The sequence below is a fragment of the Streptomyces sp. NPDC088812 genome, from assembly GCF_044750285.1.
Taxonomy (GTDB): Bacteria; Actinomycetota; Actinomycetes; order Streptomycetales; family Streptomycetaceae; genus Streptomyces.
In genome coordinates, this window is the sequence record NZ_JBIVJP010000018.1 from 80,744 (window position 1) to 105,905 (window position 25,162).

Below are 25,162 nucleotides of genomic sequence, written 5' to 3' on the forward strand. Positions count from 1 at the left end.
TGTGATCCCGTGAGCGAAAGCAAGATCGAAACCCTGCAATACCGCTTTGACGGGCCAGAACACCTCCCGGTCCTGATCCTCGGTCCCTCACTGGGAACCACATGGCACAGGTTGTAGAGACCGTCCAGGGATGTCTATGCCAGTCCAGCGCGGGCATGAAACCACAGGTCAGGGCTTCCTGGTCCGGGAGCGGCTGCCCAGTTGGTGATCGCTATGTGATAGACGGGTGATACGGCGAGGCCCCGCCGAGGACCATCCTGATGGGGCCTGCGCGCGGAGCCGTGAGACGACGAAGCCGCACTGGAGCTCTCCGGTGCGGCTTCGTAGTGAGTGCGGCTGCGCTGTCGGGCGCGATGTGGTCGGTGCCTCATGCGGCCTGTCCCTGTGACGCTTCTGGGGTGCGCCTACTTTGCGATTGCACTCGCCTATACGCCTAAGACGCCGGTTTCGTCAGGTGTTCCGTTGTGCTGAGCTGCGGATGGTGCAGTCGAGGACGAACGCTCGGACGTTCAGGTTCCTACTCTCGTTGAACTGAGCGGCCTGGGCATCGTAGGTCTCCTTCAGACCGACAGGTGTCTGCCCTGCAGCTGGGGCTTGCGTTCCTTCGCCAGCCACTGGTCGGTGGTGAAGAAGGCGATCAGGTAGATGCCGTTGCGGTGCCCAGCGCGGCGAGGTGGTCGTCGGCGAGCTGGGTTTGCATGGCGGTTTTGATCTTGTCGTGCCAGTTGCCCCTTACTTCGATAGCGACCTGGGCCACACGCTCTTCCTGTCGCTGCGGTGAGGAGCGAGTCGCCGCAGCGGTGGGCGCTGCCGCGTGGCAAGTGGCTGTCTTCTCGCCCTGGCCCGAACTATGCCGCGCAAACCTTCGTGGAGATCATCGAAGCCGACGCCGGCCTATCGCTCATGTGCGGGCCGTCGTGCAGGTCGAGCAGCAGGGTCAGATCGTGCTCCCCGCCATCTGTTGACGAGGCACAGCAGCGCGAGAGCTTCAAGGATCTGGTGCAGGCAATACGTCGACGTCGGCCTGCACCATCGCGACAGCCACGCCATCCGGTAACGGACGTGATCAAACCCCGGACGGACAGACCACCCCTGTCGTACCGTCACACCACAGAACAGCGTCAACTCGCCCAGGAGCTCCAGTGCCGTCCATCTATCTCGCCGGAAAGATCGGCCCAGGCGACTGGCGTTACGACCTGATCGGCTACCGGCTCCGCGGCGCCTGGGAGGTAGACGATGACCACCCCTCCGAGCCGTGGCCCGTCCTGAAGCGCGGCGTTCTTGGCTTCTTCGACTACGTTGGCCCGTACTTCGTCAGCGACGACCACGGCTGTGGCCACGGCCCCAATACCCACGGTTGCGGCAATGACGGCGCTGTTCCCTGTTTCACCTACGAAAACCTGCCCAAGAGGAATCGGGTACGGGAACTCTGCCTCTCGGCCATCGACACAGCAGACATCGTGTTCGCCTGGCTCGACGACCTCACCGCCTACGGCACGCTCGTCGAGATCGGCTACGCCAAGGGACGCGGCAAGACCATTGTCATCGCAGCACCCGAGACACCCCAGACCTTCGGATGGTTGTCGGAGGCCAACGAGGTTGGTATCGGGATCGCGGACAGCGCCACCAACGATCTGTGGTTCGCCTTCTCTTGTGCCTCAAGCACCATCGCCGCCGCGACTCCCCTTGAAGCCCTCAAGGAGGTCGTGCGCCTATCCCCCGATCTTGAGTCCCCTATCGAGCAGGCATTCTGGGGGGCCTACGTGCAACAGATGCCACGTGAGTTGAACGGCCTGAGGGCTCAGCACCCAGTCTTCGGCGGTCGGTACCGCATTGACTTCGCTTTGCCCAAACAGAAGATCGGCATCGAACTCGATGGGTACGCGTGGCACTCCAGTCCCGAAGCCTTCACCCGAGACCGGGCCAGGCAGCGCGAACTCGAACTCGACGGCTGGCGGATCGTCCGCTTCAGCGGCTCGGAGATCATCAAAGATGCCGACGACTGCGTCCGTCAGGCCGCGGCGTTCGCCGCCAGCATCGAACGCGACCGACCAACCTCTTGAATCCCCAGGACACACCCGCTACCAGGAGAGACATGACGGTCCAACCGATAGAGACCGGTCCTCGCTGTACCGGAACTCGACCCGCTGTTCGTCGCTGACGAAGCACAAGGACGGGGCATTGGACGACTGCTCGTCGCGCACGTGCAGTCCGAGGCCCGTGCCGCCCGGCTCGACCGTGTGAAGGTCGTGTCGCACCTTCCCGCCGAGGACTCCCTTCGTCCTGTCCTCATGGACAGGGCGAAGGCGTCTGTGTGCTTGTGGAAACCTTGGGGTCAGGGGCGGCGGTCGGTCGGCTCGTCCAGCCTGGGCGGGGCCACGGGCGACTCAGCCCCGGATATTTGGTCGGGTGTGGTGGCTTGGTGGCCGTGGAGTCGATAGACCATTTCGTCAGGACAACGGTCCAGGCGGGCCTGGCGCCAGGCGACGTCGTAAGACAGAGGGGCTGCGCTGCGCCGTTGAATAAGCAGGGCTCGTAGGCTCGTCAGGGGGGCCAACAGTATCCGCCACAGGGCGAGCTTCATGGGTGCGCCCTTCGGGATGCTCCTTCAGACCCGGACATGTCCACTGGCGCGATGCTGTTGGGGAGACTGCCGCCGTTGAGAGCCTTGAGGGAGTCAGACAGTACGAGCATGGCCTGCTGTCGCTTCTCGATGTCCGTAAACCCTTGGCCGACCTGCTCCCACTGCTGCAGGAGTGGGAACCACCATCGGTCGCAGGAGCAGATCATACGAGCGAGGCGCTGGAGTTCGGCAACGTGATCGTCGCCCAGCGCGCCTGGGGTGTGGTGCTCCAATTGGTCCAGGACGACGAGGTCGGGGTGGTCGTAGAGGTTCTCCTTCAAGAAGCGGAGGCGGCGGATGCGTTGCTCATCCGCCGTCCGCTGTGCCAGTAACTCCTGTGCTGCGGTGGGCAAACCGAGAACTGCGTGGATGGTCAGCAGGCAGTAGCGCGGCGCACGGCGAGGCAACTGGCCTAGGGCGGCGTTGACGGCGTCCTGTGCGGCGGGCACGTCCGAGGCTCCTAGACGCGCCGCTGCCTCGGTGGCCGTGGCATGCACTGCGGTGCGTACTGTCTCCTCCACGTTGGGAGGTACGCGTCGGCGTGGTCGCCAGGTGATCGTGTACACGGCCTCGAAGGAGATGCCGTCGGTGGCGCTGGGCAGGAGGCGCGGCTGGACGGATGTACTCGTACGGACGGCGCGGTGCCACGGCCGCCTCATGCGATGTTCTCTTCGAGCGGGAAGACCGTGCGCAGACGGCTGTCGACGAGGTGGTTGTAGAAGTCGTCAGCCACGCTGACGCCTTCAGCTGTGGAAATGCCACGCAGCTCGTTCATGAGCTTCATGCCGGCCTCGAACATATTGTGGCCGCGTAGTGCCGGCAGAAGTTGTTCGCGCAACTGCGTGTAGGCGCCGGGGTCGCCGGCGCAGGAGCGGATCCAGTGCGTCAGACGCGAGATGACCTGGGCAGCGGTGTCCGCAGAGGAGAGCAGGTCGTGGACGGCTCGCTGTACGTCGATGTCTGGGGGAGGGGAGCACACGAGCCATGACGTGCCGTCGCGGCGTACGGTCATCAATGCGAGGAAGGCCAGTGCGCCGCTGCGTGCGGAGACCTTGCCCTGTTGCCAGCCGTGGACCTCACCGGCCAGTCGCTGGGCCACGGTGGGGTGCTGGACCAGAGCGTCAAAGGCATCGAGGACTTGGCTGACTACGGCATCGTCGTTGTTCTTGTGCGCGACGCGGCGCAAGCGCACCATCGCTCGCTTGGCCAGAGATGTGTCGACGGAGGAGTCCTCCAGGATGCGTCGGCACAGTGCAATCACGGCGGGCGCGTAGCTTTTCTGCTCCGCCCACCCGTAGAGCGCCTCCCACGCCAGGCGTCCGACATGTTCGTTGCGCACGGCGCTTTCCATGACCGCACCGAGCACCTGTGGGTGACTGCCGCCGACGAGTTCGCTCAGTGTCGTGAGGTAGTCCACCGTTCCGTGCCGTACAGTGAGCTCGGCCAGCGCGGCCACTGCGTGGTCTTCCAAATCGGCGCTCCGGGCTGTCGCGACCAGCCAGGTCAGCAAGGGCTTGCGCATGAGGTCGTAGTTGTCCCAGACGTATTCCAGGATCGCGCGTCCGTAGGCGGGCCGGTCGAAGACCACCGTGTCCTGCATGTCGACTCGGCCTCCGACATCCTGGATACGCCGACGCATGCCCCGTCCGGCCAGGGCACTGACGGTCGGTGAGGATCCTGTTGCTGCGCCAGGAGCGTCGGTGCTGCGCCCGATGGCTTCCAGTAGAACGGCTGCACTGTGCGCGACGACGGGCATGGGTGCGGACTGCTGCACGGCCAGGGCCAGCAGCAGACAACGGTCCTCCACTGTGAGTGAGGGGTTGTCGTGGGTGTGCAAGCTGTTCGTCTCGCCGAACAGGCTGTCGAGTTCACCGCGCCAATCGGTCAGCGCTGCGATAACGCGTTCTTCCAGAGTGCCCTGGGTTTCACTCGCGCCGTCGGCCTGTGCGAGCGACTGCTGGGAGGTTGTGTGGGTGTGTTCCTTCCAGGCCATCGCGACGGTGTGTGCGGCTCGAACTGCGGCCACCGCCGTCAGTCCGCGCAAGGAGGCGGTGGCCTTGGGGAGGGACCGCAGGGATGTGACCAGCTGGCTGTAGCCGTAGCCGTTCAGATGCGCTTCGACAACGTCCTGGGCATCGGGCGCCTCGTGCAGACGAACCACTTGGATGCCATCACGATCGCTGAGGCGGTGATCCTTCCACAGGTCCTGTGCCACGGTCAGTACCAGGTAGGAGCGGCAGTCGCGGAGGTGGGTGGCGTGTTGCGACAGCGCGTTCAGGAAGTCGGCCGATACCTGGTCGTTCTCGGGGTGTTTGAGGTCAAGCTGGTAGGCGTGCGCCTTCTCCAGCGGCAGGCGGCCCTTGGTGGGGGTCTGCCAGTCCGCGTCCAGCTTGACCACGGTGATGTTGTTAGCGGTGTGCTCGGCCAGCAGCCGCAGAGCGAGGGTTGTCGAGCCGCATGAGCGGGGCGCCACAATGATCGTCACCGGTTGGTGAGGGCGGCTGGTGACAGGATTGATGATCTGCTGCCAGACCGTGTCCCAGTGCGAGCTGCGAACGAACGGCTGATCGAGCAGCTGCTCGCGACTTTGTTCAACGCCTTCCAGTAAGTCGCGCTTACGGGTCTCCAGGATCAGCTCTTCGATGACGTTGGCGACGACGTCGGCATCCCCGTACAGGTGTGTCGCTGCGCCGGCGGTTTCGTGCAGGCGCGGCGCGGCCTGGACGGCATCCGTCGATGGGGAAGCGGGGGACGGGCTTGGGCTGCCGAGGCCCGCGTCCGGCTGATCGGGAGCCCCGGTGGCGGGTCGCCACCGGCGCGGCAGCCAGCTGCCGGAGCCGTTGGACTGGTTCTCGCCGGCCTCGCTGGACGGCGGGTTGGTGTCGGAGCGGGCGGGGTCGAACGGTACGTCAGGCATTCGGGAACTCCAGGGTGGGTGAGGGATGGGCGGCAGAGCGGGAGGCTGGGCGCCTCACCGCTGGCGACGGTCGATCCGCACGTTCTTGATGCGATTGGCGATCGTGGGGTCACTGACCTGACCGTGGAACTGGATGGTGCCGCCGCTGCTGACAGCCGGTGTTGCCGGCGCATCGCTCGGCTGCGCGGTAGAGGGGGGAGTAGACGCCGGCGGCGCGGCATCGGTGAGGTAGGGACGTACGGCCGGGCCGGTCAGACCCGGCACATGAATCCGGCAGGGCTGTTCGAAGCCGGGCTTGTCGCTGACGCGGGCAACTGCCCCGAGGAAGTGGTGCTGACCCAGATCCGGCGTGCGTCCCGCGTGCACGGTGCGCTGGTAGACGACCTCGGAGAGCGCGGCTGCAAGGAAGGCACCGCTGTCCTTCGCGGCGGACAGTGCCTGGCGGGTTGCCTGACTGTCGAGTAGCCGGGCGGTCTCGTTGATGGCGTTACCGCGGTGGTCGGGGACGGACAGAGGGCCTACGTGCACGCTGGCCCGCAGTCGCAGGAGGGGACTACTGGCCAGCCGCTGCTGTTCGTAGCGCACCAACGCTGCGTTGAGTCGGCCCAGCAGCGGGTCCACGAGCCGTGCCAGCACCGAGGGCGGGAACAGCAGGACCGCCCCGTCGCCGCTGTCCTTGTAGCCGCCAGGTAGTTCCTTCGGGTCGGGCAGCTGACATTCGGCGAGCACGGTTGCCACGATGTCGTCCACGTCGCAACGGGCGGCGGCCATCTTCGCTTCGGCGATCTGGCTGTACTTCTCCATGTCGATCGCCACGAGGGCGAGTTCAGCGGGCACGTCCAAGGGCTCTGCATGCAGCGGCGCATTCATCGGGCACCGTCCTTTCAGCGCAGGCGGTCGGGAGAGTGCCCATGCTGATCGGGAGGCGTGCCCACCGCTGCCCAGCAGTGGGCACGCACGAAGTGCGGCCTGTCACGCCTGCGTACGCGCGTGCGACTGAATCGAATGGATGTCGCGAACGAGGAGCCCTCCACCTGAAGTGGTGCGAACCCAGTCCTGCTCGCGCCAGGGCTTGAGGGCGTTGACCACCGCATTGCGGGAGGCGCCGATCATCTGAGACAGCTCTGTCTGTGTCAGCCGTACGGCGAGATCCGACGCTGAACTGGATGCGGCTTCGACCAGTCGGGACAGGGCTGACGCCAGGCGTAGTGGCACAGAGGCGGTGGCCAGTTCGAGCCGGACGGCTTCCGATTCCCTGACTCGGGCAATGGCATGGCGCAGCAGAGGGGCGAGCAGATCATGCTCCTCGACGAACGTGAGGAAAGCGGCGGCAGGGATGATGCGGATGTGGCAGGTCTCCGCGGCGATGACTGTGGCGGTGCGTGGCTGGGAGTCCAACACGGCCAGCTCTCCGAGTAACTCGCCGGCGCCGCGCACGGCAAGGAGTGTTCTTCCCCCGCAGTCCCCCGCAAGAGTGATCAGCGTTGACCCGGATTCCAGCACAATCACGTGTGTTGCTGGATCCCCCTGGCGGAGTAGCACACTCCGAGCGGGCCTGATGCGCTGCGGCGCGAGCGCCTTCAGTCGTGCCCATAACTCGTCACCGATCACCGTGGCATGCGGCTGATACACGCGTCCCCCTGCTGTGCGGCCCCGACATACTTAGGTGATCGTCTCAACTAGCCAGAATATTGCTCAATAGGCATATTCCAGCCATCGAGAGAGCTGCTAGGGCAAAATCCACGGCCAGGCGGGCCGCTCGCAGCTTCCTGTCCGCCAGCCAGGCAAGCACCTGCAGCCGGTGGGCCTCGACATGCCGTTCAAGCTCCCCACGCGCGGCAGCACTCACACCGACCCGGTCACTGACGACCGCCTCGCTCATCAGCTCGGCGCGTAACCCCGACCTCGGGACTACGGGTCGCAGGGTGAGCAACGCAGCCCCAATCGCGGCAATCAGTAGCAGGCACATCAGTACTAGGGAGATGATCGCGAGCAGGGGCATGCCATCTGCGCTCGACAGCACGGCAACCCCTGCCGCCAGCAAACCACCGGCTATTCCACACAACGCCGTTGCTTTCGTATCTGCCCGCTGTACCTCGACAAGGGCACGCTCGGCATGCCCTTGGATTCGTTGCACCTCCGACGCAAGTCCCCATGGCTCGTGCATACCGCCCACACCCTCCGCAGCCGTCGTGTGCTTGTCATGGCGGTGACCAGCTTGCTCGCGGTCGCCAAGGCGCGTTGCCTACCGCAGGGCACGAAGAGCGCTGGGTTCCTCACTCCGACCATCTGAAGGTGGTAGCCATAGAAGTGTCGATCTCGGCGAGTCGGCACGGACGTGGGAGCACACGGTCGAGTTCGATGTCAGCTGATAGGCGGGTGTCATGACGGGGAGGTCGCGGAGAGCTCTGCCCCGGCGTGCCCGCGGGCTGAGCAGCGGCCCGCCCTCGACTCGAAGCGACGTACTACGGCGGCATGGTGCCAGTTTCTGTTCGTCGGCGACGGGCGGTTCGAGTCAATTCGCTCGAACGATCGGGCTGACGTGGCTGGAAGCCGGTTAGACGGAGAACAGTAGGCTCCTGGCGGCGCGAGCCGGCCGTCCGCGAGTTCATCCACCGCACCCGCAAAGAACTCGGCGTCGCCGCCTGAAGCACCATCGCGGCCAGTCGCTTCTCGCGAAAGCAGCGTCGGTCGCCGCGGGTCGGCCGGAAGCAGAACCAGGCGGCCCGGGTGGACCGCGAGCCCGGCTCCGCGCACATCAGGCCGTCCCTGCCCTCCGCGCCCGCCGGTCCCTCCCGCCGAGATGGCCGCGCCCCTCCTGAACGCGGGACCGGACGGGCGGGCACGGCCAGCCCACTGGCTGGTATGGAGGCTTCGGTTCACGCGCGGCTTCTCCGAGCGCATCGAGCGGGCTGATCCACCGAACCCGGTACGCAACCCACCTAAATCTGGCAAAGCGTCAGTGTTGTGGGCAGGGGGCGGACGGTAGGGTGAGAGCCGTTCTGTAGCGGATTCCGCGGCGCCGCAGTGCAGGTAGGGAGGGTCGGCGTGGCTCTGGAGCCGAGCGCGCTCGAAAGCCGGTTCATGGACCTGGCTCTCGCGTCAGCCAATTTCGGGTTCCTGCTTCCCTACGAGCCTCTTCTTGTTCTTCACGGCGCATCCTGTGAGGCCCGCGCGGCTACTGCTCCCGCTGATGCGGTGGCGGCGGCACGCCAGTTTGGTGAGGTTCTCGCCGCTGAGGTCGGCCACCGGACCGGGGTGCGCCTGCCCGCGGGTGAACAGCCGGCCCGTCTGGACATCCTGTCTCGCGCCGGGGTGCTCGTGCCGCAGGTCCTGGACGCGTTCAACGACCTTCACCGCTTCGACGGCGGTACACGCGAGGGGCGGGAGGCGGCGGCGCATCTGGTCGAGCGCTGCTTCATGCTGGCCGCCTGGTTCTTCCGTGCCCTGACCGGCGACGCGGAGTCGATGAACTTCGTCCACGCCGCTGCGTCCGATCTGAGTGTTCTGGCGCAGCGGATCGCTGCGCTGGAAGAGGACCTGCCCCGTCTGCGCCGCGAATTCGACCTGCGCGTCTCGCCGGTGACCCTGGCGGTCGCCGAACGTGAACAGCTGATCGTCAGCGCGCGCGATGCCGCCTATGAGCCGCTGCGCGAATCCGACATTGCCGCGGAAGTGCAGCGCAGGCTCGCCAAGGCGGGTTGGGACGTGCTGGGCGCTGGTGAGGAGACTCAGCTCAACCGCTCCCTGGGCTGCGTCCTGGTGGAGCCCCGCCTGGCTGGAGGACGGCGCGCCGACATGCTGCTGACGGTCGGCGGACAGGTGGTCGGGATCGTCGAGTGCAAGCGGGACGGTGCCGATCTCACCAACGCCATGGAGCAGGCGGGCGCACTGGCCGAGGCCCCGGCGGGCTCCTTGCCGTGGCCCGTGTGGCACTCGCCGCTGCCGTACCGGTATGTGAGCGATGGCCGGCGTCTGCTGTTCTGCGACGCCAATGACCCCGATCCGCACGCTCGCCTCGTCAGCGGCTTCCACCAGCCCCGCACGCTGGCCCGCTGGCAGCGCGAGGCGGAGGCGGACAGCGCGGCGCCGACCTACCGGGCCCGACAGGCCGCCTACCTGCTGCGGCAGGACGAGGGACTCGACCAGCTCCGCAACCCCCAGCACGGGGCGCTGCGGGCCATCGAGCAGGCCCTTGCGGCCGGTCAGCGGCGGGCGCTGGTGCACATGGCCACCGGCTCCGGGCGGAGTTTCACCGGGGTGTTCACCGCCTACCGGCAGCTCCGCTACGCGCGCGCGGGCCGGGTCCTGTTCGTGGCCGACCGAAAGCTGGCCGTGCACCAACTGATCGCTCAGCTGCGCCAGTTCAGCATGCCGGACGGAGGGCGCCGTCTCGATGACGTGTACCACGTGCAGGAGCTGACCGCGGACGGCCTGGACCCGTCGGCTTCCGTGGCCGTGGCCACGGTGCAGCGGCTGTCGGCCATGCTCGCCGGCACGCCGGCACCCGAGGACGGCTCCGACCGCGTGTCGGCGTACGAGACCGCCGAACGGCAAGCGCATCCCGATGCCACACCCCTAGAAGTGACCTACTGCGAGGCGCTGCCGCCCGACGCGTTCGATCTCGTCATCGTCGACGACTGCCACCGCGCGCTCTACGGACAGCGTCGTGCCCTTCTTGAATACTTCGACGCTCCCATCGTCGGCTTCAGCGCGACGCCGACCGCTACCGCTCTCGGATTTTTCAAGGGCAACCTGGTCGACTCCTACACTTACGAACAGGCCGTCGCCGACGGCGTCGCCGTGGACTACTCCGTCTACGAGATCCGGGTCGCCGACGACCGGCAGCCGGCGTTCGCCACCCCCGTCGACGCTGTCGGTGTGAAAGCCAACAGCTCGCGCCGCGCCCGCTACGCGGACCTGGACGAGGAGCTGGCTTCCACTGCGGGGCAGGGCCCGGCGCGAGCTGTCCCCTCCGAGCACCTGGCCGCGGTGGTGACGGCTTTCCGCGACGCGCTGCCGACCTTGTTCCCCGACCGGACGCAGCAGAGCGGCGCGCTCGGCGTGGTCCCCAAGGCCGTGGTGCTGGCGCAGGACGGATCGCATGCGGACGAGGTCGTGGAGCGCATCCGCGACGTGTTCGGCGCCGGGGACGTCTTCTGCCGACGGATCACGCACCGCGACGCTCATGCGGTGCACCTGCTGCGGGAGTTCCGCACAACACCGCAGTTCCGGATCGCGGTCGTGACGGATCTGATCTCCGGGTTCAGCGACATGCGGGCGCTCGAGTGCCTGCTGATCCTGCGCGAGGTGCGCTCCGCCGCCTACTACGAGCAGCTGCTGGCCATGGGAACCCAGACCATCGCGTCCGCGGAGCTGCGCGCCGTCACCCCGGGGGCGATTGCCAAGACGCAGCTCGTGGTCGTCGACGCGGTGGGCGCTTCGCGTCACCTCCAGCCGCTGGTGAATGTGACGGATGCATCCGGGCAGGCGGGGCGGGCCGCCTTGGAGCGCCTGCTGAGCCGTGCCGCTGACGGGCTGGTGACGCCGCAGGAGACGGCCGAACTCGCCATCAGGCTCGCCCGGCTCATCCCCGCGCTCAGTGACGCCGACGGCGCCGAGATCCGGAAACTGGCGGGCCAGTCCCTGCAGGAGCTGGTGACCCGTCTCCTCGACTCCGTCGACTCGGATCACCTGGCACCACTGCGCCAGGCGGGAGGCAAGAGAGCCGTCGAGGACGAGCGGCGGGCGGCCCTTTTCCCGCTCGCCGAGAACCCCGAACTCCAAGAGGCGCTCCTTGGCCTGTACGACCGGCCAGCCCCTTTGCGGGTGGCGGCATCGAGCCGGCGTCGCCGAGAAGCGGAGACGGTGCGCGGGCGTCTGGCCGAGTTCATTGAGCGGGCCGGACCCTTCAGCTCCGCCCAGCTGTGGTGGATCGAGAAGATCGCGGACGTGGTGGCGACCGAGACCCGCTTCGCCCCGGCGTATCTGGACGGCGTCCCCTTCTCGGCGCGCGGCGGCACGGACGGCTTCCTTGACGCCTTCGGGCCCGACGCCGCGATCGACCTCCTGGACGAACTGGGCAGGGCCCTGGCGTGATGAATGAGGTGCCTGCCGGCTGGAGGATCGTCCGGCTGGCCGACGTGCTGAGCGAACCGCTGGTCAACGGACGGTCTCCGCGCCCCGGCGAGGGCGGATTGCCCGTACTGCGCATGACGGCGCTTCGGGCAGCGACTGTGGACTTCACCCAGTCCAAGAGCAGCGACCGCAGTGACGACGGCCGCGCGATACTGCTCGCTGAACACGGGGATGTGCTGGTCGGCCGGGTCAACGGTTCACATTCCCTGGTCGGCGAGGGCGCCCTGGTGGACGGCCCCCCGGCCCCGACGGCCATCCCCGACACCATGATCCGAGTGCGCGTACGCCCGGATGCCCTCGATCCGCGCTACCTCGCACATCTGTGGAAGTCGCCGGTCATGCGGCGTCAGATCGAGGCACGTGCCCGCCAGGGCGGCGCAGCGATCTGGCGGATCAATCAGCGTGATCTGGCCGACGTCCTGCTGCCGCTGCCCCCTGTGGTGGAACAGCGCCGGATTGTCGGCCTGTTAGAGGACCACCTCGCCCGCATCGACGCCACCACGATCCGCACCAACGGCGCCCTCGACCAGGCCGACGTCCTGAGCCGTACTCTGACCGCGCGGGCAGGGCGCGGGGCTCTCGCCGAAGCCGCTCGGATTCCCGCGGACCTGCCCCGGGTGTCGGGTGTTGGTGACGGGACACTGCCCGGCCTGCCCGAACGCTGGCGATGGACCCGCCTTGACGATGTCGCCGAGGTCACCCGCGGCATCACCCCGCCCGGCAAGCAGGAGTGGAATCCCGCCGATGTGGACGTCTCCTGCCTGCGGGTCGCCAACGTGCAGCGCGGCCGCCTGGACCTGGACGACGTCCGCACGATCCGGCTGCCCCCACCACGGGCCCAGGCAGCTCGGCTGCGGGCGGGCGATGTGCTGCTGACGGGCGGCGGATCGAGCGACAGCCTGGGCCGCGGCTGGATCTGGGAGGAGCAACTGCCCCACTGCGTCCCCCACAGCCACCTCTTCCGTGTCCGGATCACCGCCCATCAGCTCCACCCCGTCCTGCTGGCCTGGCACGCCAACGGCTTCGGCCGCCAGTGGTGCAAACACAACGCCAACCAGACCGTGGGGCCGGCGTCCATCAGCCTGACCAGGATCCGGCTCATGCCGGTGCCCGTCGCTCCCGTAGACGAGCAGCACCATCTGGTCGCGGTGGTCCAGGCGCACACCACGGCCCTGAACGCGGCCTCCGCGGCCGCCGAACGCGCTCTCGTGGTGGCCGGACGGCTGCGGCGTAACCTCCTGGAACGCGCCTTCACCGGTCACCTGTCCCCTCCGCTTTCCCCGTCCGGGCAACAGGAGTCTGTGCTGTGAACCCCACCGTCTCCTCCCGCCCCGGATACGGCCAGGCCCTGGTGGACCGGCTGTGGAACTTCGGCAATGTGCTGCGCGACAACGGCACCTCGGGCCTGGAGTACATCGAGCAGCTGGCCAGCCTGATCGTCCTCAAGCGCGCCCACGAACAACGCCAACGCCCCCTCAACGGGCAGGACGTACTCGGTTTCGACGCCTGGGCGCAGCTCACCTCGACCGAGCGCGACCACCTGATCCCGGTCTACGAGCAGATCCTGGACCTGCTCGCCGCCCGGCCCGGAACGCTCGGGCTGCTCTTTCGACGGGCACAAAACCGCATCCCGGACCCTGCCCTCCTGCACCGATTGATCGTCGACGTGGTGGACCGCCACCAGTGGTCCGCAGGCGACATCGGTGCCGTCTTCGAGGCGCTGCTGGTCCGCATGAGCACGGACACGAAGACCGGTGCCGGCCAGTACTTCACCCCTCGGCCGCTGATCGAGGCGATCGTGCAGTGCGTCCAGCCCGGCATCGACGACACCGTCGCCGACCCGGCCTGCGGCACCGGCGGTTTCCTGATCAAAGCCTTCGACTACCTGGTCGACCACTTTCCTTCAGGTGTCACCGCGGCCCAGCGCAAGCGGCTCGACCAGGGCGCCTTCTTCGGCACCGAACTCGTCGACGCAACCGCACGGCTTGCCACGACGAACCTGGTCCTACACGGCGTCACCCGGGCCGACGAGGCCCACCCGTGCATCACCGTCGGGGACGCGCTGACCCGCCCGCCGGTCAAGCGGGCGACGCTGGTGCTCACCAACCCTCCGTTCGGCCGCCGCTCCACCAGCGATGAGCCCTACCGGGAGGACTTCTGGACCCTCACCACCAACCGGCAGCTCAACTTCCTCCAGCACATCCACAGCCTGCTGGAGACCGACGGCCGCGCCGCTGTCGTGGTGCCCGACAGCGTGCTGTTCGAAGGCGGGCCCGGTGAGCTGATCCGGCGCCGCCTGCTGTCCGCCTGTGACGTGCACACCCTGCTGCGGCTTCCCACGGGCATCTTCTACGCCGGCGGCCTCAAGGCCAGCGTCCTGTTCTTCGACAAGCCCGACCCGCGCCCCGACGGCAGCCCGTCCACGACACGGCTGTGGGTGTACGACCTGCGCTCCCCGCACACGGCGACGGCCAAGCCCATGACGGAGGCCGGCCCCGACTACGGCGACTTCGTGTCCGCCTACCGGCCCGGCCGGCCCCGCAGCGAACGAGTCGAGACACCCCGCTTCCGGTCCTTCGCGGTCCAGGAGCTGCTCGCCAGGAGCGGCGTCAACCTGGACCTTCAGATCGCCGAACCCCCGCCCGGGCCCTTCACGCTGGAAGAGCCCGAGGCCGACCTACACCACATGGCCCAGGAGATCACCGCTGAACTGGGCGCCGCCCTAGCCGAGTTCGCCTCCCTGACCGAAGCGCTGCGCCCCTACGGCGTGCACGCCGACAGCCCAGATGGTGAGGCGGAGCGGTGATGGCGACCAGGGGCGCCACGACCGGGGGGATGCCGTGCGGCTGCTGCGACTGAGCCTTCCCTCCTACCGGGGCCTGCACCACTTCGAGCTGGACCTCACGGACGCCCTCGACGGCGGCCATGCCATCGCCACCCTGATCGGCCCCAACGGCGGCGGCAAGTCCCGAGCCCTGCACGCGCTCGCCGAGATCTTCGGCGCCCTGCACCGGCCCGGGCGCCGTGCGGGGTTCGCCTTCGAGCTCGACTACGAGGTCCACGACAGGACGGTCCGGGTCGTTCAGACCTCCCCCGATAGCTCTCCCGAGCTGACCGTGAGCACCTCATTGGGCCGGCCGGTCCGGGTGGCCCGCGCGGTGTGGGCGCAGCATCTGCCCGATCACGTCTTCGGCTACCAGGCGCATGCCCAGGCCCCCTGGACCAGCGAGTTCGAGCAGCACCGCCGCTTCGCCGCCCGTCGCATCGGCCAATGGCGGCGGCAGTGGATGAAGGACTTCGACCACTGGCGCGCACACCACACGCCGGACGAGGCAGAGCTGTGGACCGAGCAGCTCACCCTGCCCATCAACTGCCCCCTGTACACGCCGGTGTTCCTGTGCACGCCCGCGCACCTGCCGCTCCTGCTCCTCGCGCAGACCACCCACTGGTCCGACTCGTTCGGCACCTACCTGCGCCGCCACTCCTACCTCCAGCGGGTGGCCTCCGCGGTCCTGCGGATCCGCGCGCCACGCGCCGCACGCGCCCCGCACCTGGCTGCCCTCCCGTACTGGGGCCTGGGCGGACCCGCCCGCACCCTGTTCGCGGCCGCCGCCGAATCGGGGCGATTCGGTCTCATCCCCGACGCCGACCCGGTGGACGGAGCCGGCAGCCCCGCCGAAGGGTTCCAGATCGACCTGGGCACCGCGGAGGACGTCCGCGCCTTCCGTAACCTCTTCGACAGCGACCTGTCGATGTTCGGCCTGCTCGCCACCCTGCTGGACGCCGGCTACCTCACCGTCGACGTCCGCCTGGACAAACCCGGCGCGCTCACCGTCGGCCTGGACGACCTGAGCTCCGGGGAGCAGCAACTCCTCACCATTTTGGGCCTGCTGCGACTGCAGCGGACACATGAGTCGCTGTTCCTTCTGGACGAGCCCGACTCCCACTTCCATCCGGAGTGGAGCCGGCGCTGGTACTCCTCCGTGCGCAGCGTGCTGGGACCGCATCAGCACTCGCAGTTCCTCACCGCCACCCACGAACCGCTCCTGGTGGCCAACATGACCCGTGAGCAGATCCGCGTCGTCACCACCGACGTGGAGGGCCAGGCCACCGCGGTGATACCCCGGGCCAACCCGCGCGGACAAGGCGCCGGCGGCCTGCTGACCACCGACCTGTTCGACCTGCCCACCCAACTCGACGAGCACACCCAGGAGCTGATTGACCGCCAGTACGCGCTGCTCCCCGAGGCGGAAGGCGACCCGGTCAAACAGGCCGCACTGCGCGACGTCACCGCCCAGCTGGAGACCATGGACTTTCCCAACTCCGACCGTGATCCGCTCGTAGCGGCCTTCCTCGCCGAGCTCCACCGCAGACGCCTCGCGCTCCTCGAGGCCGCGCAAGGCCCCAACCCGCCCTCGCCCGAACGACTGCAGGCCCTGGTCGCCGAGCTGTTCCACGAGCGCTTCTCGTCGGTGATCTGACACCGATGAGACACGTGAACATGCAAGGGCTCACCGCCCCGCCGGCCTGGGCAACCAAGGCCAAACGCACCCTCGACGCGGTCAGAGTCGCCGTCGCCGCCGGCACCAAGCGCACATTCACCATGCACTGGACCGAGGACGCCGTACGCAACCTGCTCCTCGAACTAGTCGGCGACAAGTGCTGGTACTGCGAGACCCTCATCGTGCGCGCGGACATCACCGTCGACCACTACCGGCCGAAATCCGAAGTACTCGACGTGCCCGGCCACCCGGGTTACTGGTGGCTGGCCTACGACATGTCGAACTACCGCATCGCCTGCAGACACTGCAACAGCGGCGGAGCCCGCTACAACGGCGTCCGGGAAGGCCGCGCCAAGGGCAGCCAGTTCCCCCTCATAGGCGGAACCCGCGCCCACACGGCAGCCGACGACCTGGACCGCGAACAACCGCTGCTCCTGGACCCAGCCCACCACAGCGACCCCGACCTGCTCGGCTTCGACAGTGCCGGCTACGCCCGGCGCAGCAACACCCCCTACTCGCTGGCCGAAACGAAACGCGGCCTGTGCCGCGCCGACGAAACCATACGGATCCTCGCGCTCAACGACTCCCACCTCGTCCCGCTCCGCAGCCGCCTCATGCGGGAGGTCGGCGTGCTCGCCCGCTACGGTGACAAGACCGACATCCAGCAGCTGATCGACGACAAAGTGGGACCCAAGGCGCCATACAGCTCGGCAGCCGCCATGGCCCTGGCCCTGCATCGCGCCTGCGACCGGCCCGCCGCCGCGCCCATCACCGCAACGACGCCCACACCCGCCGTCGACCCGGCACGCTCCCGAGTCGACCTGCAAGACCTGCTGCAACATCTAGACCCGGACGACCTGAAGGCCGGCATCACCCTCACCGGCCGGCACGAGAAGAAGGTCCACCAGGCAGTCCTGAACCACGAGGGCCAGATCAACGTCCTGGGCCGCCCCTGGCGCACCCCGACCACCGCCGCCAGGGCCGCGACCGGCAGCAACAAGATCGACGGCTGGGATTTCTGGCGTCTGACCATCGCCGGTGTGGAGCAGACCCTCGCCGAGTTCCGCGCCACGCACTTCCCGCCACCCGCACCAGCGTGAGACATGGGTGCCGGCGGTGAGGACGACGACGCGGCCCATGTTCGCTGTGCGATCCTGAGCGGCAGCCCTATCCGGGTTGAGGTGTTGTTGCAGTGATCGGGTTCAGTACGTGGTGGGCTTTGCTCCGCTATTTGGGCATCTGCGAACTATGCAACCAAGCTCAGGCTACCCGAGTTGATCGAGCAGCCCGTGGACTCCACCAGAGCGACCGCTTGAACTCCTCCGAAATACCGCTGTGCAGCCATGGCGACACCTCCATCTCGGACCCCACGATCCGATCCTCAAGAGACGTCCACAAACGAGGAAACCCCACCTGCGGACTCGACCTGCCGAATGCACTCGTGGAGTGGGTCACGATGCTCGTGGTCACCCGTGAGGGCGACCGCTGCTGCAAGCCCCGTCCGTCCCAACGTGCGCTGGTGGCAGTGGTGTACCTGCGTGAGCACACCACCCGGGCGAAGATTGCCGCCGGGTTCGGAATCAGCGAGTCCACCGCCCAGGCTTACACCACCGCGATCGTCGGCCTGCTCGCCGAACGAGCGCCCGGCCTGCTCAAAACCCTGCGCGAGGCTGACCCGGACTTCCTCCTGCTCGACGGCAGGCTTGCCGAGTGCGACCGCGGCGGCGACGGACGCGCCGACTCCCACAAGCACCGCCGACACGGTGTGAACGTGCAGGTGGTCACCGATCCGGGCAGCCGGCTCCTGTGGCTCTCTTTTGGTGCGTTCGCGATGGCAGTGCGGGAATCCTGGCCGAGGGCGGTGAGCGCCGCGTCTACCGGACACCTTGGGCGGATGTCCAGGTGGCGAATTGTTCGCACCCGGCGGCGGTGAGGGTGAAGACCGAGGCACGGCGGCCGGTAGGCACATTCTTCCAATGGAGATCACCGGCGAACGAGCCAGGCAGCAAGCTCAGTGGCGTTCTGTTAGCCGGTCACTGGCCTTGGAAGGCGACCGCGTCGGGATGGTTGGTGAGCCACCAGCGGCATACGTTCCAGTGGTTGTCCTTGCCGCCCGCGTCGTCGAACGTCACCACGGCAACGACCGGGCCGCTGCAGTGAGGACTCGGTCGGGTGTGCATGCTGCACCTGAGCTAGTTGTCCGGCGACACCTCGTCGATGGCCGTGATGACGGATTTCATGTCATGAGCCTACGGCGATGTCGAACAGGTGCTTGCCTCCTTGATGTCAGTGGCATTGTGCCCGGCCGCAGGGAAGAGGGACGAATGACCTGGCCCGGGGCCAAGTCCGGCGACGGCCTGCTACCGGATGCTTCTCTTGACTTCGGTCACGATGGTCCCAACCTTGCCTGGGCCCTGTGCCGTGCGGCCAGCGCTCTGGCCGAACTCTCTCCAGACACGGGGGTGCTCGGCGGTCACAGGCTGCCGTTCACCGGTCATGCCCTGGACCAGGCAATGGCCGCTGCGCTCGAGGCGGTGCTCGAGCCACTCTCTGGACGCGAGGAGACTGTAAGCCCTGCCGCTCGGGCGGTCCCATGTCAGGTACTGCACCTGCAGTTGGCCGTCGGTGTCGTACCAGAAGGGGCGGTCCGGGTCGCGCCGCAGCCTGCTGTCTCTCAGGAGTGGGTCACTGAGCAGCGTCACGGAGACGGATGCGTCGAGGGAGCAATCCAGGCTCTGACCATCCCAGTTGTAGGTCTGGTCAGTCGGAATAGCGGTGACGGGTTCCCCATCAGGGTCTGTGGCGAACACCATCCGGCCTCGCGGCTGTGCGGCGAGGGTGCGCTCCAGCCAGTCGTCCTCGTCATCTTCCATCGGACCGTCCGCCCACTGCTCTGCGAGCTCCAGGAGCAGCTCTTCCCGGCGCTTCTCCCTGCGCTCCCGCCAGATGGCGATGGCGACGCTCCTCTCCGATGCCGGTGGCCCAGGGGCTGGCTCCGGAGAGGAGAGATCGTCGTCCTCTGGGACAGGGGAGTCATCCTCACCGTGATCGGGTTCGTCGTACTGAAAGCTACTCACATGCCAGGACTCGGGTTCCGGATCGGTCCAGGGACTGGGGACGGTGGAGAAGTCGGCCAGGAGAAGGCTACGGCGATCGAGCCCTTCGGGCATCAGCCGGTTAGTGAACGAACGTCCCTTAAGCCATGTGAGCAAGCTGGTGAGTTGGGGGGCAGGAACGAGCCAGCTGTGGATGCGGTGCCATTGCTCCGCCTGGCCACGGGTGACGTTCCATCCTCGACCGTCGTGGTCGTCCATGGCCTGTTCGTAAAGGACGATCCACTGCCTGCCGTCGCTGTCGGTGCGGATGCCCAGTTCGTCGAGGTCGGGCAGGTTATCCGGACGGCTGATCCATTCGTCGACGCCCTCGTCGTCGGGCAGGTCGGGGACAGGTGGTGCCAGCGGGTGTGCGGGGTCGGCGGTCGGGAAGGTGGCGTGGTCGGCTTCGTCTGGACTGTTGTCGTCGTCGGTGTCGGAGAAGGGGTGTCGGGCCGGAGGAAGGGAAGGGTCGATGTCGAGCAGCGACAGTCGTGCCGCTCCCGGGTATTCGGCGGCGTCGTGCTCGGTCTGCCGGTGGGGGTGCCGGTGGTTCGCCAGGCGTTCCACGAGCTCGTGGAGGGCCATCCACTGGTACTTCTTGCCGACCCGTTCGCCCTTGTGTGACTGGCGGGAGCCAGAGTGGCGGGAACGCATGTTATCGAATTCGGCGAACAGTTCAGGCGTCCAGCCCAGGTCAGCGACGCGGGCGAGGACCCAGCGTGCGGCCCACTCGGCGTCGACGTGGGCAGCGGCGAGGCGTTCGTCGTCGGGTGGGGGCACTCGGCAGGCCCGCAGCAGCGCGTACTGGTCCGCGTCGAGGACGTCCCTCGCCCTCCTCCCGGTGAGGAGTTGTTCAACGGCAGCCGGTGTGCTCAAGGCGGGCCGGACGGACTCCGGAAGGCTTCGCGCGAAGGCCGGGATACGGGCGGGGTCGACTAGGACAGGATCATCGGCACGCTGCCACGCCGGCCGACGGGGATAGTCGGTCGACAGCGGCAGCAAACTGAAATGGCGCACCGCTGGCCGGACCTCGTAATCCGCAAAGTCTCCCAGCGGTGAAAGGGACGAGCGGAGCGATCCCCACAACGACTCCTTCTGTTCCCGCCAAGGGAAGAGGACGTCAAGGTCCTCCTCCGCAGGAGCTTGCCCGATCTGAGGGCAGGCGTGTGGGTGCCTGACCGCGTCTGCTTCCTCGCTGGTGACGGCTCCAGCACGGTGCGCCAGGGTGACAACGCGTGTAGCCGCTTCGCACAGCAGCGCGTTCCGTGAAGCGTGCGCGGGCGAATCAACGGCGCCGTAGGAGTACGTGAGGAGCCGCCGGGCGACTGTACCGAGGAGGTCGTGCTGGTCGTCGTCATCGCCGCGACGGGCCAGGACTCCGTAGCCGACCCACACCAGGCGCTCGAAGAGGTAGGGATCGTCGATCTTCTCCGCGTCCGCCTGGAGGAATCTGTCCAGGAGGGAGACGAGAACGTCTCCGTGTCCCAAAAGCAGTTGCACCAGGGCCTTGGTGGCCCGGTCCCGCAGGAACCGGTTGGAGGACGTGAGAGTCCACACCAGTGTCGTGGCCGCCAGCCGGACGACTTCCTCGTCGCCGGCTCCAGCCGCCTGCACCGGCCGGCGGGTCCGGTCCCCGAGCTGAGGCCGGGCCGTGAGGGACGCAGGGTGGAGATGGCGCGGGGTGGGGTACTGCTCGGCCCAGCGCAGCAGCCGGTGCAGTGCCGTGACATCCCACAATAAGGAGTAGGTCTCGACACCCCACCACGCGTCGCGCTCGGGCCGCGGCTTTCGTAGCAGCACCCGGTGGAGACGGTCGGCATTCAGCAGGTGCCCCGGCTCGGCGGTGACCGCTACCGCGGCCTCTAGCACGTCGGAATTGCGTCCGTGGCGTGCGGCGGTCTCGTTGAGGAGTTCGATGGTGCGTTCGTTGACGCTGCTTGTGCTGCGCAGCGGAAGCGTTTCCAGAAAGCTGCGGGCCAGTCGGTAGCCTCGTGCGTCCGCGCGACTGCCGGGGTCAGCGGCGGCCTCTGCAGATGTGGGAGCGGCGGTCAGCAGGTCGATGAGTTCCGTCCCGGTTTGTTCGGGCATGAGAATCGACGCTGCTTCCTGGTAGTTCGGGGCAGCCTGCCTCAGCCAGCTTCGCAGCGCGGAATCGGCGGTCAGTGGGTGTCCTTCGCGTAGCGCGTCGATCTCGTCCTGGTGGGCAGCGAAGACCGACCGTACAACGCGGTCGTCGCCGAACGCCTGGTAGGGGAAACCGATACCGGTTGCCTGGTCGGCCTTGTAGGTCCGCTCGTTGGACACCAGGCCCTGGGCGAGGAGCTGCCCGAGCATCGTGGCCGGCCACGACGTGGCCGCCGGTGCGTACGCGTCGACAAGAGCGCGGGCTTCATCACGTGGCAGCACGGAACGCCGTGCGGCGGCCATGCGCGCCGCCAGGGCGTCCACCGCACGGTGCACGGGCCGCTCCAGGGGATCGAGTCCGAGCCGGGAGCAGATGGTCTCCGCACGGTGGTCGACATAGGCGTCGAACACCGCGCTCCGGTCACGCGGATGGCCGCCCGAGCCGCCACGCTCCAGGCTCTTGCTCAGACTGTCCGCGTACAGCTTTACGAACAAGGGGTTGGTGAAGACCGAGGCCAGCAGGGGAGTGTTGGGAAGAACCGCCGCCACATCCCGCAGGTAGCTCTCCAGCCCCTCCATCTCCCGTCCTGCAAAGCCGGAGTGCACGGAGACTGGCACATCGAAGCGATCAGGCACGACGATCGACTTGAAGGTCGAGCGGCAGGACACCAACAAAGCGATGTGCTGGTACCCGGCCAGACGCACCTGCAGCGCGAGCAGTTCGCTCTTCCAGTTCCCGGCGTCGTCGGAGTCATTGAGCGCATCGATGATCAACAGGAAGCGGCAACCGCTTGCCGCGCCAGCGGCGTCCATCGCCTGGAGGAAGTCCCGCTCGGCAAGCGGCCCCAGGCCACGCTTCTGCGCGACCTCACTCAGCGTGTTGTGCCCGGTGAGCTCCTGCCCGAACACCACCAGCGCCGGACGGCCCTCGTCTACGGCCCGCCGCGCGGCGTCGACCAGCAAGTGCGTCTTGCCCTGCCCTGCCTCCCCCAGGAGCAGCCAGGTCTTCTTCTCCGCTGTCTGGGCAGCGGGACTCCGCAACAAGCCGTCCAGGCGCTCGCAGGCGTCGAAGGCACGAGCCAGAGCGCGCTCGCACAACCATTGCACGCTCTGCACCGCGGTCACCGGAGCGTTTGCGCCCCGTCCGGCCGCAGGTATGGCGTCGTCGCTTTCACGCTCTTCCTCGGTGAACCGGTCAGCCAGGTCCTTGAACTCACCCAGCCGCTCCAGCATGTCCTCCACCACAGCAGAACTCTGCTCGGCGGGGAAACCGGACGTTGCGGATGCAGCGGACAGGTCGTGGACCAAGGTGTGGGCGCCTTCCCGCAACGCGGGCGTCCACGCGTGCACCCACCGCGCCAGCGCCTGATGGTCGGGGCTGCTGGCCGGCGCGGGATAGCTGTCGTACCAGCGTGTCATCTCGGAAAGGAGGGTCACCACAGCGGCCTGCAGATCCCGGGATCGCTGGACGCCCTGCCTCAAGAACTCCTGCGGCAGGGCGCACGCATCCGCCACACGCGCAAGGGGCAACGTCACATGATGCTCGGGTGTGTACCGCGCCTCGGCCAGACGCTCAGCAAGCGTGACCTGTTCCCTGAACCACTCGCTGCCCAGCGCCCGCCGTTCGAAGAAGAACCACTGACGCCCCTCATTTCCAGGCCGGGTCAACCGCTCCAGCAGCTCACCGCCACCGACGTAGCGGATGTCCACGTCGGCAAGACCGGGCAAGTCCTTCTTCCACCGGGCGACGTTGCTGTTCCACCGCTCCCTCGCACCGGTACGCGCCTTCCCGCGCGGGGTGACAGGGGTGGGGTCGGAGAGGTCGAAGGGGGTGAGGAATTCAAGCCGGACGATCTTCCGGTTCGCGATGTTCTCACCGACTGTTTTGGCGCTCTTCTTCGCCTGAGGGATGAGATCGTCGATGTTGTGGACGAACTTGACCTGGTATCCGTGCGCAGCACTGCCGTCGGGCGCCTGGTCATACCATTCGACGCCGCCGTCCGGAGCAGCAGTCTTGATCGTCTCCCAGCCCGGAGGCGCCGGCGTCCGGAGCTGGAAACAGAGTTCCTCGAACGCGCGATGCTGGCTGCCGTCCCATTCCCGGATGCTGTGCCAGTTGTGTGCCCTGCTGTCGTTCGATGCCACTGCCGTCCTCTGACCGTCCCGCCGCCCCACTGTGCGCGTGTCGGATCCCAGCGTAGAGGGCTGCGCTGACACACCAAGTTTTCCTGGGTCGATGGACCGGATCAGGCGTAGGAATTCCGTTGTAGCCGGTGCTGACCCGAGCGCTGCCGGCCATGACGGTCAGGAGTGGACGGGTAGTCAACGCCTTGTCAGCGCGCTCAGTCATGTTGAGCATCGGTTCGGTCGAAGTCATCCGGCAGTGATCGAGTCATGCCGCTGTACCGGGATCGATGGGACGGTTGTGCAGTGCCGTCCCAGGCGGAGGTCTGACTCATGAGATCTATGACCGAAGTGTCCAGTCACAGACCTGTCGACTGTCGTCGCGGGATGCTGCCTGCCACCGAGCCACAGGGCGTGTCCCAATAGGGGCCTTGCCGAGTTCAGGCGCCATCACGGTTCAGACCGCCCATGCGGGCCGGTGCGATCCGCCCAGCACGTCACCACCCGGGAGGCGAACCACCATGACGACCAGACAGCGCAGCACCTCCTCGAACACGGACCCGCCCGTGCGGAGAGAGGTCGTACTGGGCGTGGACACGCACGGCGAGATGCATGTCGCTGCCGTGACCTCCCCGCTGGGGAAGGTCCTGGGTAACGAGTCGTTTCCGGCCACGGCGGCCGGCTATCGGCAGCTGCTCGTGTGGGCCCGCAAGCGGGGGACGGTGCGCCGGGCCGGCGTGGAGGGCACCGGCACCTTCGGCGCGGGCCTGTCCCGCTACCTGGTGACCCAGCAGATCCAGGTGTTCGAAGTGAACCGGCCCGACCGGTCGGCCCGCCGGTTGCTCGGTAAGTCGGACCCGCTCGATGCGCAGGCCGCAGCGCGAGCCGTGCTCAGTGGTCGCGCCCGGGCCCAGGCCAAATCCGGCGACGGACCCGTGCACAGCGCCCGGATCTACAAACTCGCCAAGGACTCCGCGGTCAAGGCCCGCACCCAGGCGATCAACCAGCTCAAGGCCGTCCTGGTCATCGCCGACCCCGCCCTGCGGGAACGGTTGTCGACCTTGGGCAATGCCGAGCTGTTCCGCACCTGCGCGACCCTCAGCCCACCCGATGGTGGGGGAGACGAGGACGCGGTGGCCCAGGCCACCCACATGACATTACGCATGCTCGCCGAACGCATCGAACAGCTCAGCGGACAGATCAACGAGCTGAACCAACGCCTGACCCGGCTCGTCGAACGCTACGCGCCGCAACTGCTCGTACCGGTGGGCATCGGCCCGGACAGTGCCGCCACTCTCCTGATCACCATGGGGGACAATCCCGAGCGACTGAACACTGAGGCGTCCTTTGCTGCCCTTTGCGGAGTCAGCCCCATCGAGTACTCCTCTGGCCGGCGGTGCACGCGTCGGCTCAACTACGGCGGCGACCGTCAGGCGAACGCTGCCCTGCACCGCATCGTGTTCACCCGCCTGCGCCACGACCCGCGCACCCGGGCGTACTACGAACGCCGCACCCAGGAGGGCAAGACCCGCCGTGAGATCATCCGATGCCTCAAGCGATATGCCGCCCGCGAGGTCTTCAACCTGGTCAGACCGGTTTCCCGCGCCCCCGCGTTATAGGGGCGTCCGTGAGACGTGAG

General features: G+C 67.5%; 13 protein-coding genes and 2 pseudogenes. 9 read left to right on the forward strand and 6 right to left on the reverse strand.

All coding sequences use genetic code 11. The annotated features are described in order from the left end of the window. Positions 1–1,142 precede the first annotated feature (1,142 nt). Positions 1,143–2,063, forward strand: a complete 921-nt coding sequence (locus ACIP67_RS28685; RefSeq protein ID WP_386617543.1) for a DUF559 domain-containing protein — start codon at positions 1,143–1,145, stop codon at positions 2,061–2,063. Positions 2,064–2,120: 57 nt separating this feature from the next. Beyond that, a pseudogene (locus ACIP67_RS28690) lies at positions 2,121–2,273 on the forward strand (GNAT family N-acetyltransferase); the annotation flags it as partial. A 307-nt stretch (positions 2,274–2,580) separates the two neighbouring features. On the opposite strand, the gene ACIP67_RS28695 reads toward ACIP67_RS28690, so the two are convergent. The 5 genes from ACIP67_RS28695 to ACIP67_RS28715 form a co-directional block, all read right to left on the reverse strand. After that, on the reverse strand, positions 2,581–3,072 hold the full coding sequence (locus tag ACIP67_RS28695) for a hypothetical protein (protein ID WP_401695748.1): 492 nt from the start codon (positions 3,070–3,072) through the stop codon (positions 2,581–2,583). 206 nt (positions 3,073–3,278) lie between these two features. Further along, on the reverse strand, positions 3,279–5,540 hold the full coding sequence (locus ACIP67_RS28700) for a hypothetical protein (protein WP_401695749.1): 2,262 nt from the start codon (positions 5,538–5,540) through the stop codon (positions 3,279–3,281). 54 nt (positions 5,541–5,594) lie between these two features. Further along, the gene (locus tag ACIP67_RS28705) at positions 5,595–6,410 is read right to left on the reverse strand and encodes a hypothetical protein (protein WP_359187933.1); all 816 of its coding nucleotides are present in this window, start codon (positions 6,408–6,410) and stop codon (positions 5,595–5,597) included. Positions 6,411–6,512: 102 nt separating this feature from the next. Then, the gene (locus tag ACIP67_RS28710) at positions 6,513–7,172 is read right to left on the reverse strand and encodes a Crp/Fnr family transcriptional regulator (protein ID WP_401695750.1); all 660 of its coding nucleotides are present in this window, start codon (positions 7,170–7,172) and stop codon (positions 6,513–6,515) included. A gap of 43 nt (positions 7,173–7,215) precedes the next feature. After that, entirely contained in the window at positions 7,216–7,707 is a 492-nt protein-coding gene (locus ACIP67_RS28715; protein ID WP_391455201.1) for a hypothetical protein, read from the reverse strand. Positions 7,708–8,588: 881 nt separating this feature from the next. Between ACIP67_RS28715 and ACIP67_RS28720 the strand changes: the two genes are divergently transcribed. The 6 genes and pseudogenes from ACIP67_RS28720 to ACIP67_RS28745 form a co-directional block, all read left to right on the forward strand. Continuing rightward, entirely contained in the window at positions 8,589–11,639 is a 3,051-nt protein-coding gene (locus ACIP67_RS28720) for a DEAD/DEAH box helicase family protein (RefSeq protein WP_401695751.1), read from the forward strand. Beyond that, positions 11,639–12,988: a hypothetical protein gene (locus tag ACIP67_RS28725; RefSeq protein WP_401695752.1), complete on the forward strand. Its 1,350-nt coding sequence runs from the start codon at positions 11,639–11,641 to the stop codon at positions 12,986–12,988. The genes ACIP67_RS28720 and ACIP67_RS28725 overlap by 1 nt, the downstream gene beginning before the upstream one ends. Then, on the forward strand, positions 12,985–14,484 hold the full coding sequence (locus ACIP67_RS28730; RefSeq protein WP_401695753.1) for an N-6 DNA methylase: 1,500 nt from the start codon (positions 12,985–12,987) through the stop codon (positions 14,482–14,484). The genes ACIP67_RS28725 and ACIP67_RS28730 overlap by 4 nt, the downstream gene beginning before the upstream one ends. A gap of 34 nt (positions 14,485–14,518) precedes the next feature. Beyond that, positions 14,519–16,159, forward strand: coding sequence for an AAA family ATPase (locus ACIP67_RS28735; RefSeq protein WP_181810944.1), 1,641 nt, complete (start codon positions 14,519–14,521; stop codon positions 16,157–16,159). A gap of 5 nt (positions 16,160–16,164) precedes the next feature. Beyond that, a complete protein-coding gene (locus ACIP67_RS28740; protein ID WP_401695754.1) occupies positions 16,165–17,280 on the forward strand; it encodes an HNH endonuclease in 1,116 nt (371 codons plus the stop codon). 356 nt (positions 17,281–17,636) lie between these two features. Then, a pseudogene (locus ACIP67_RS28745) lies at positions 17,637–17,996 on the forward strand (transposase family protein); the annotation flags it as partial. A gap of 544 nt (positions 17,997–18,540) precedes the next feature. Here the strand turns inward: ACIP67_RS28745 and ACIP67_RS28750 are convergent. Then, complete coding sequence (locus ACIP67_RS28750) at positions 18,541–23,544, reverse strand: hypothetical protein (protein WP_401695755.1); 5,004 nt, start codon at positions 23,542–23,544, stop codon at positions 18,541–18,543. A 569-nt stretch (positions 23,545–24,113) separates the two neighbouring features. Between ACIP67_RS28750 and ACIP67_RS28755 the strand changes: the two genes are divergently transcribed. After that, on the forward strand, positions 24,114–25,142 hold the full coding sequence (locus ACIP67_RS28755) for an IS110 family transposase (RefSeq protein ID WP_079083937.1): 1,029 nt from the start codon (positions 24,114–24,116) through the stop codon (positions 25,140–25,142). The last annotated feature ends 20 nt before the right edge of the window (positions 25,143–25,162 follow it).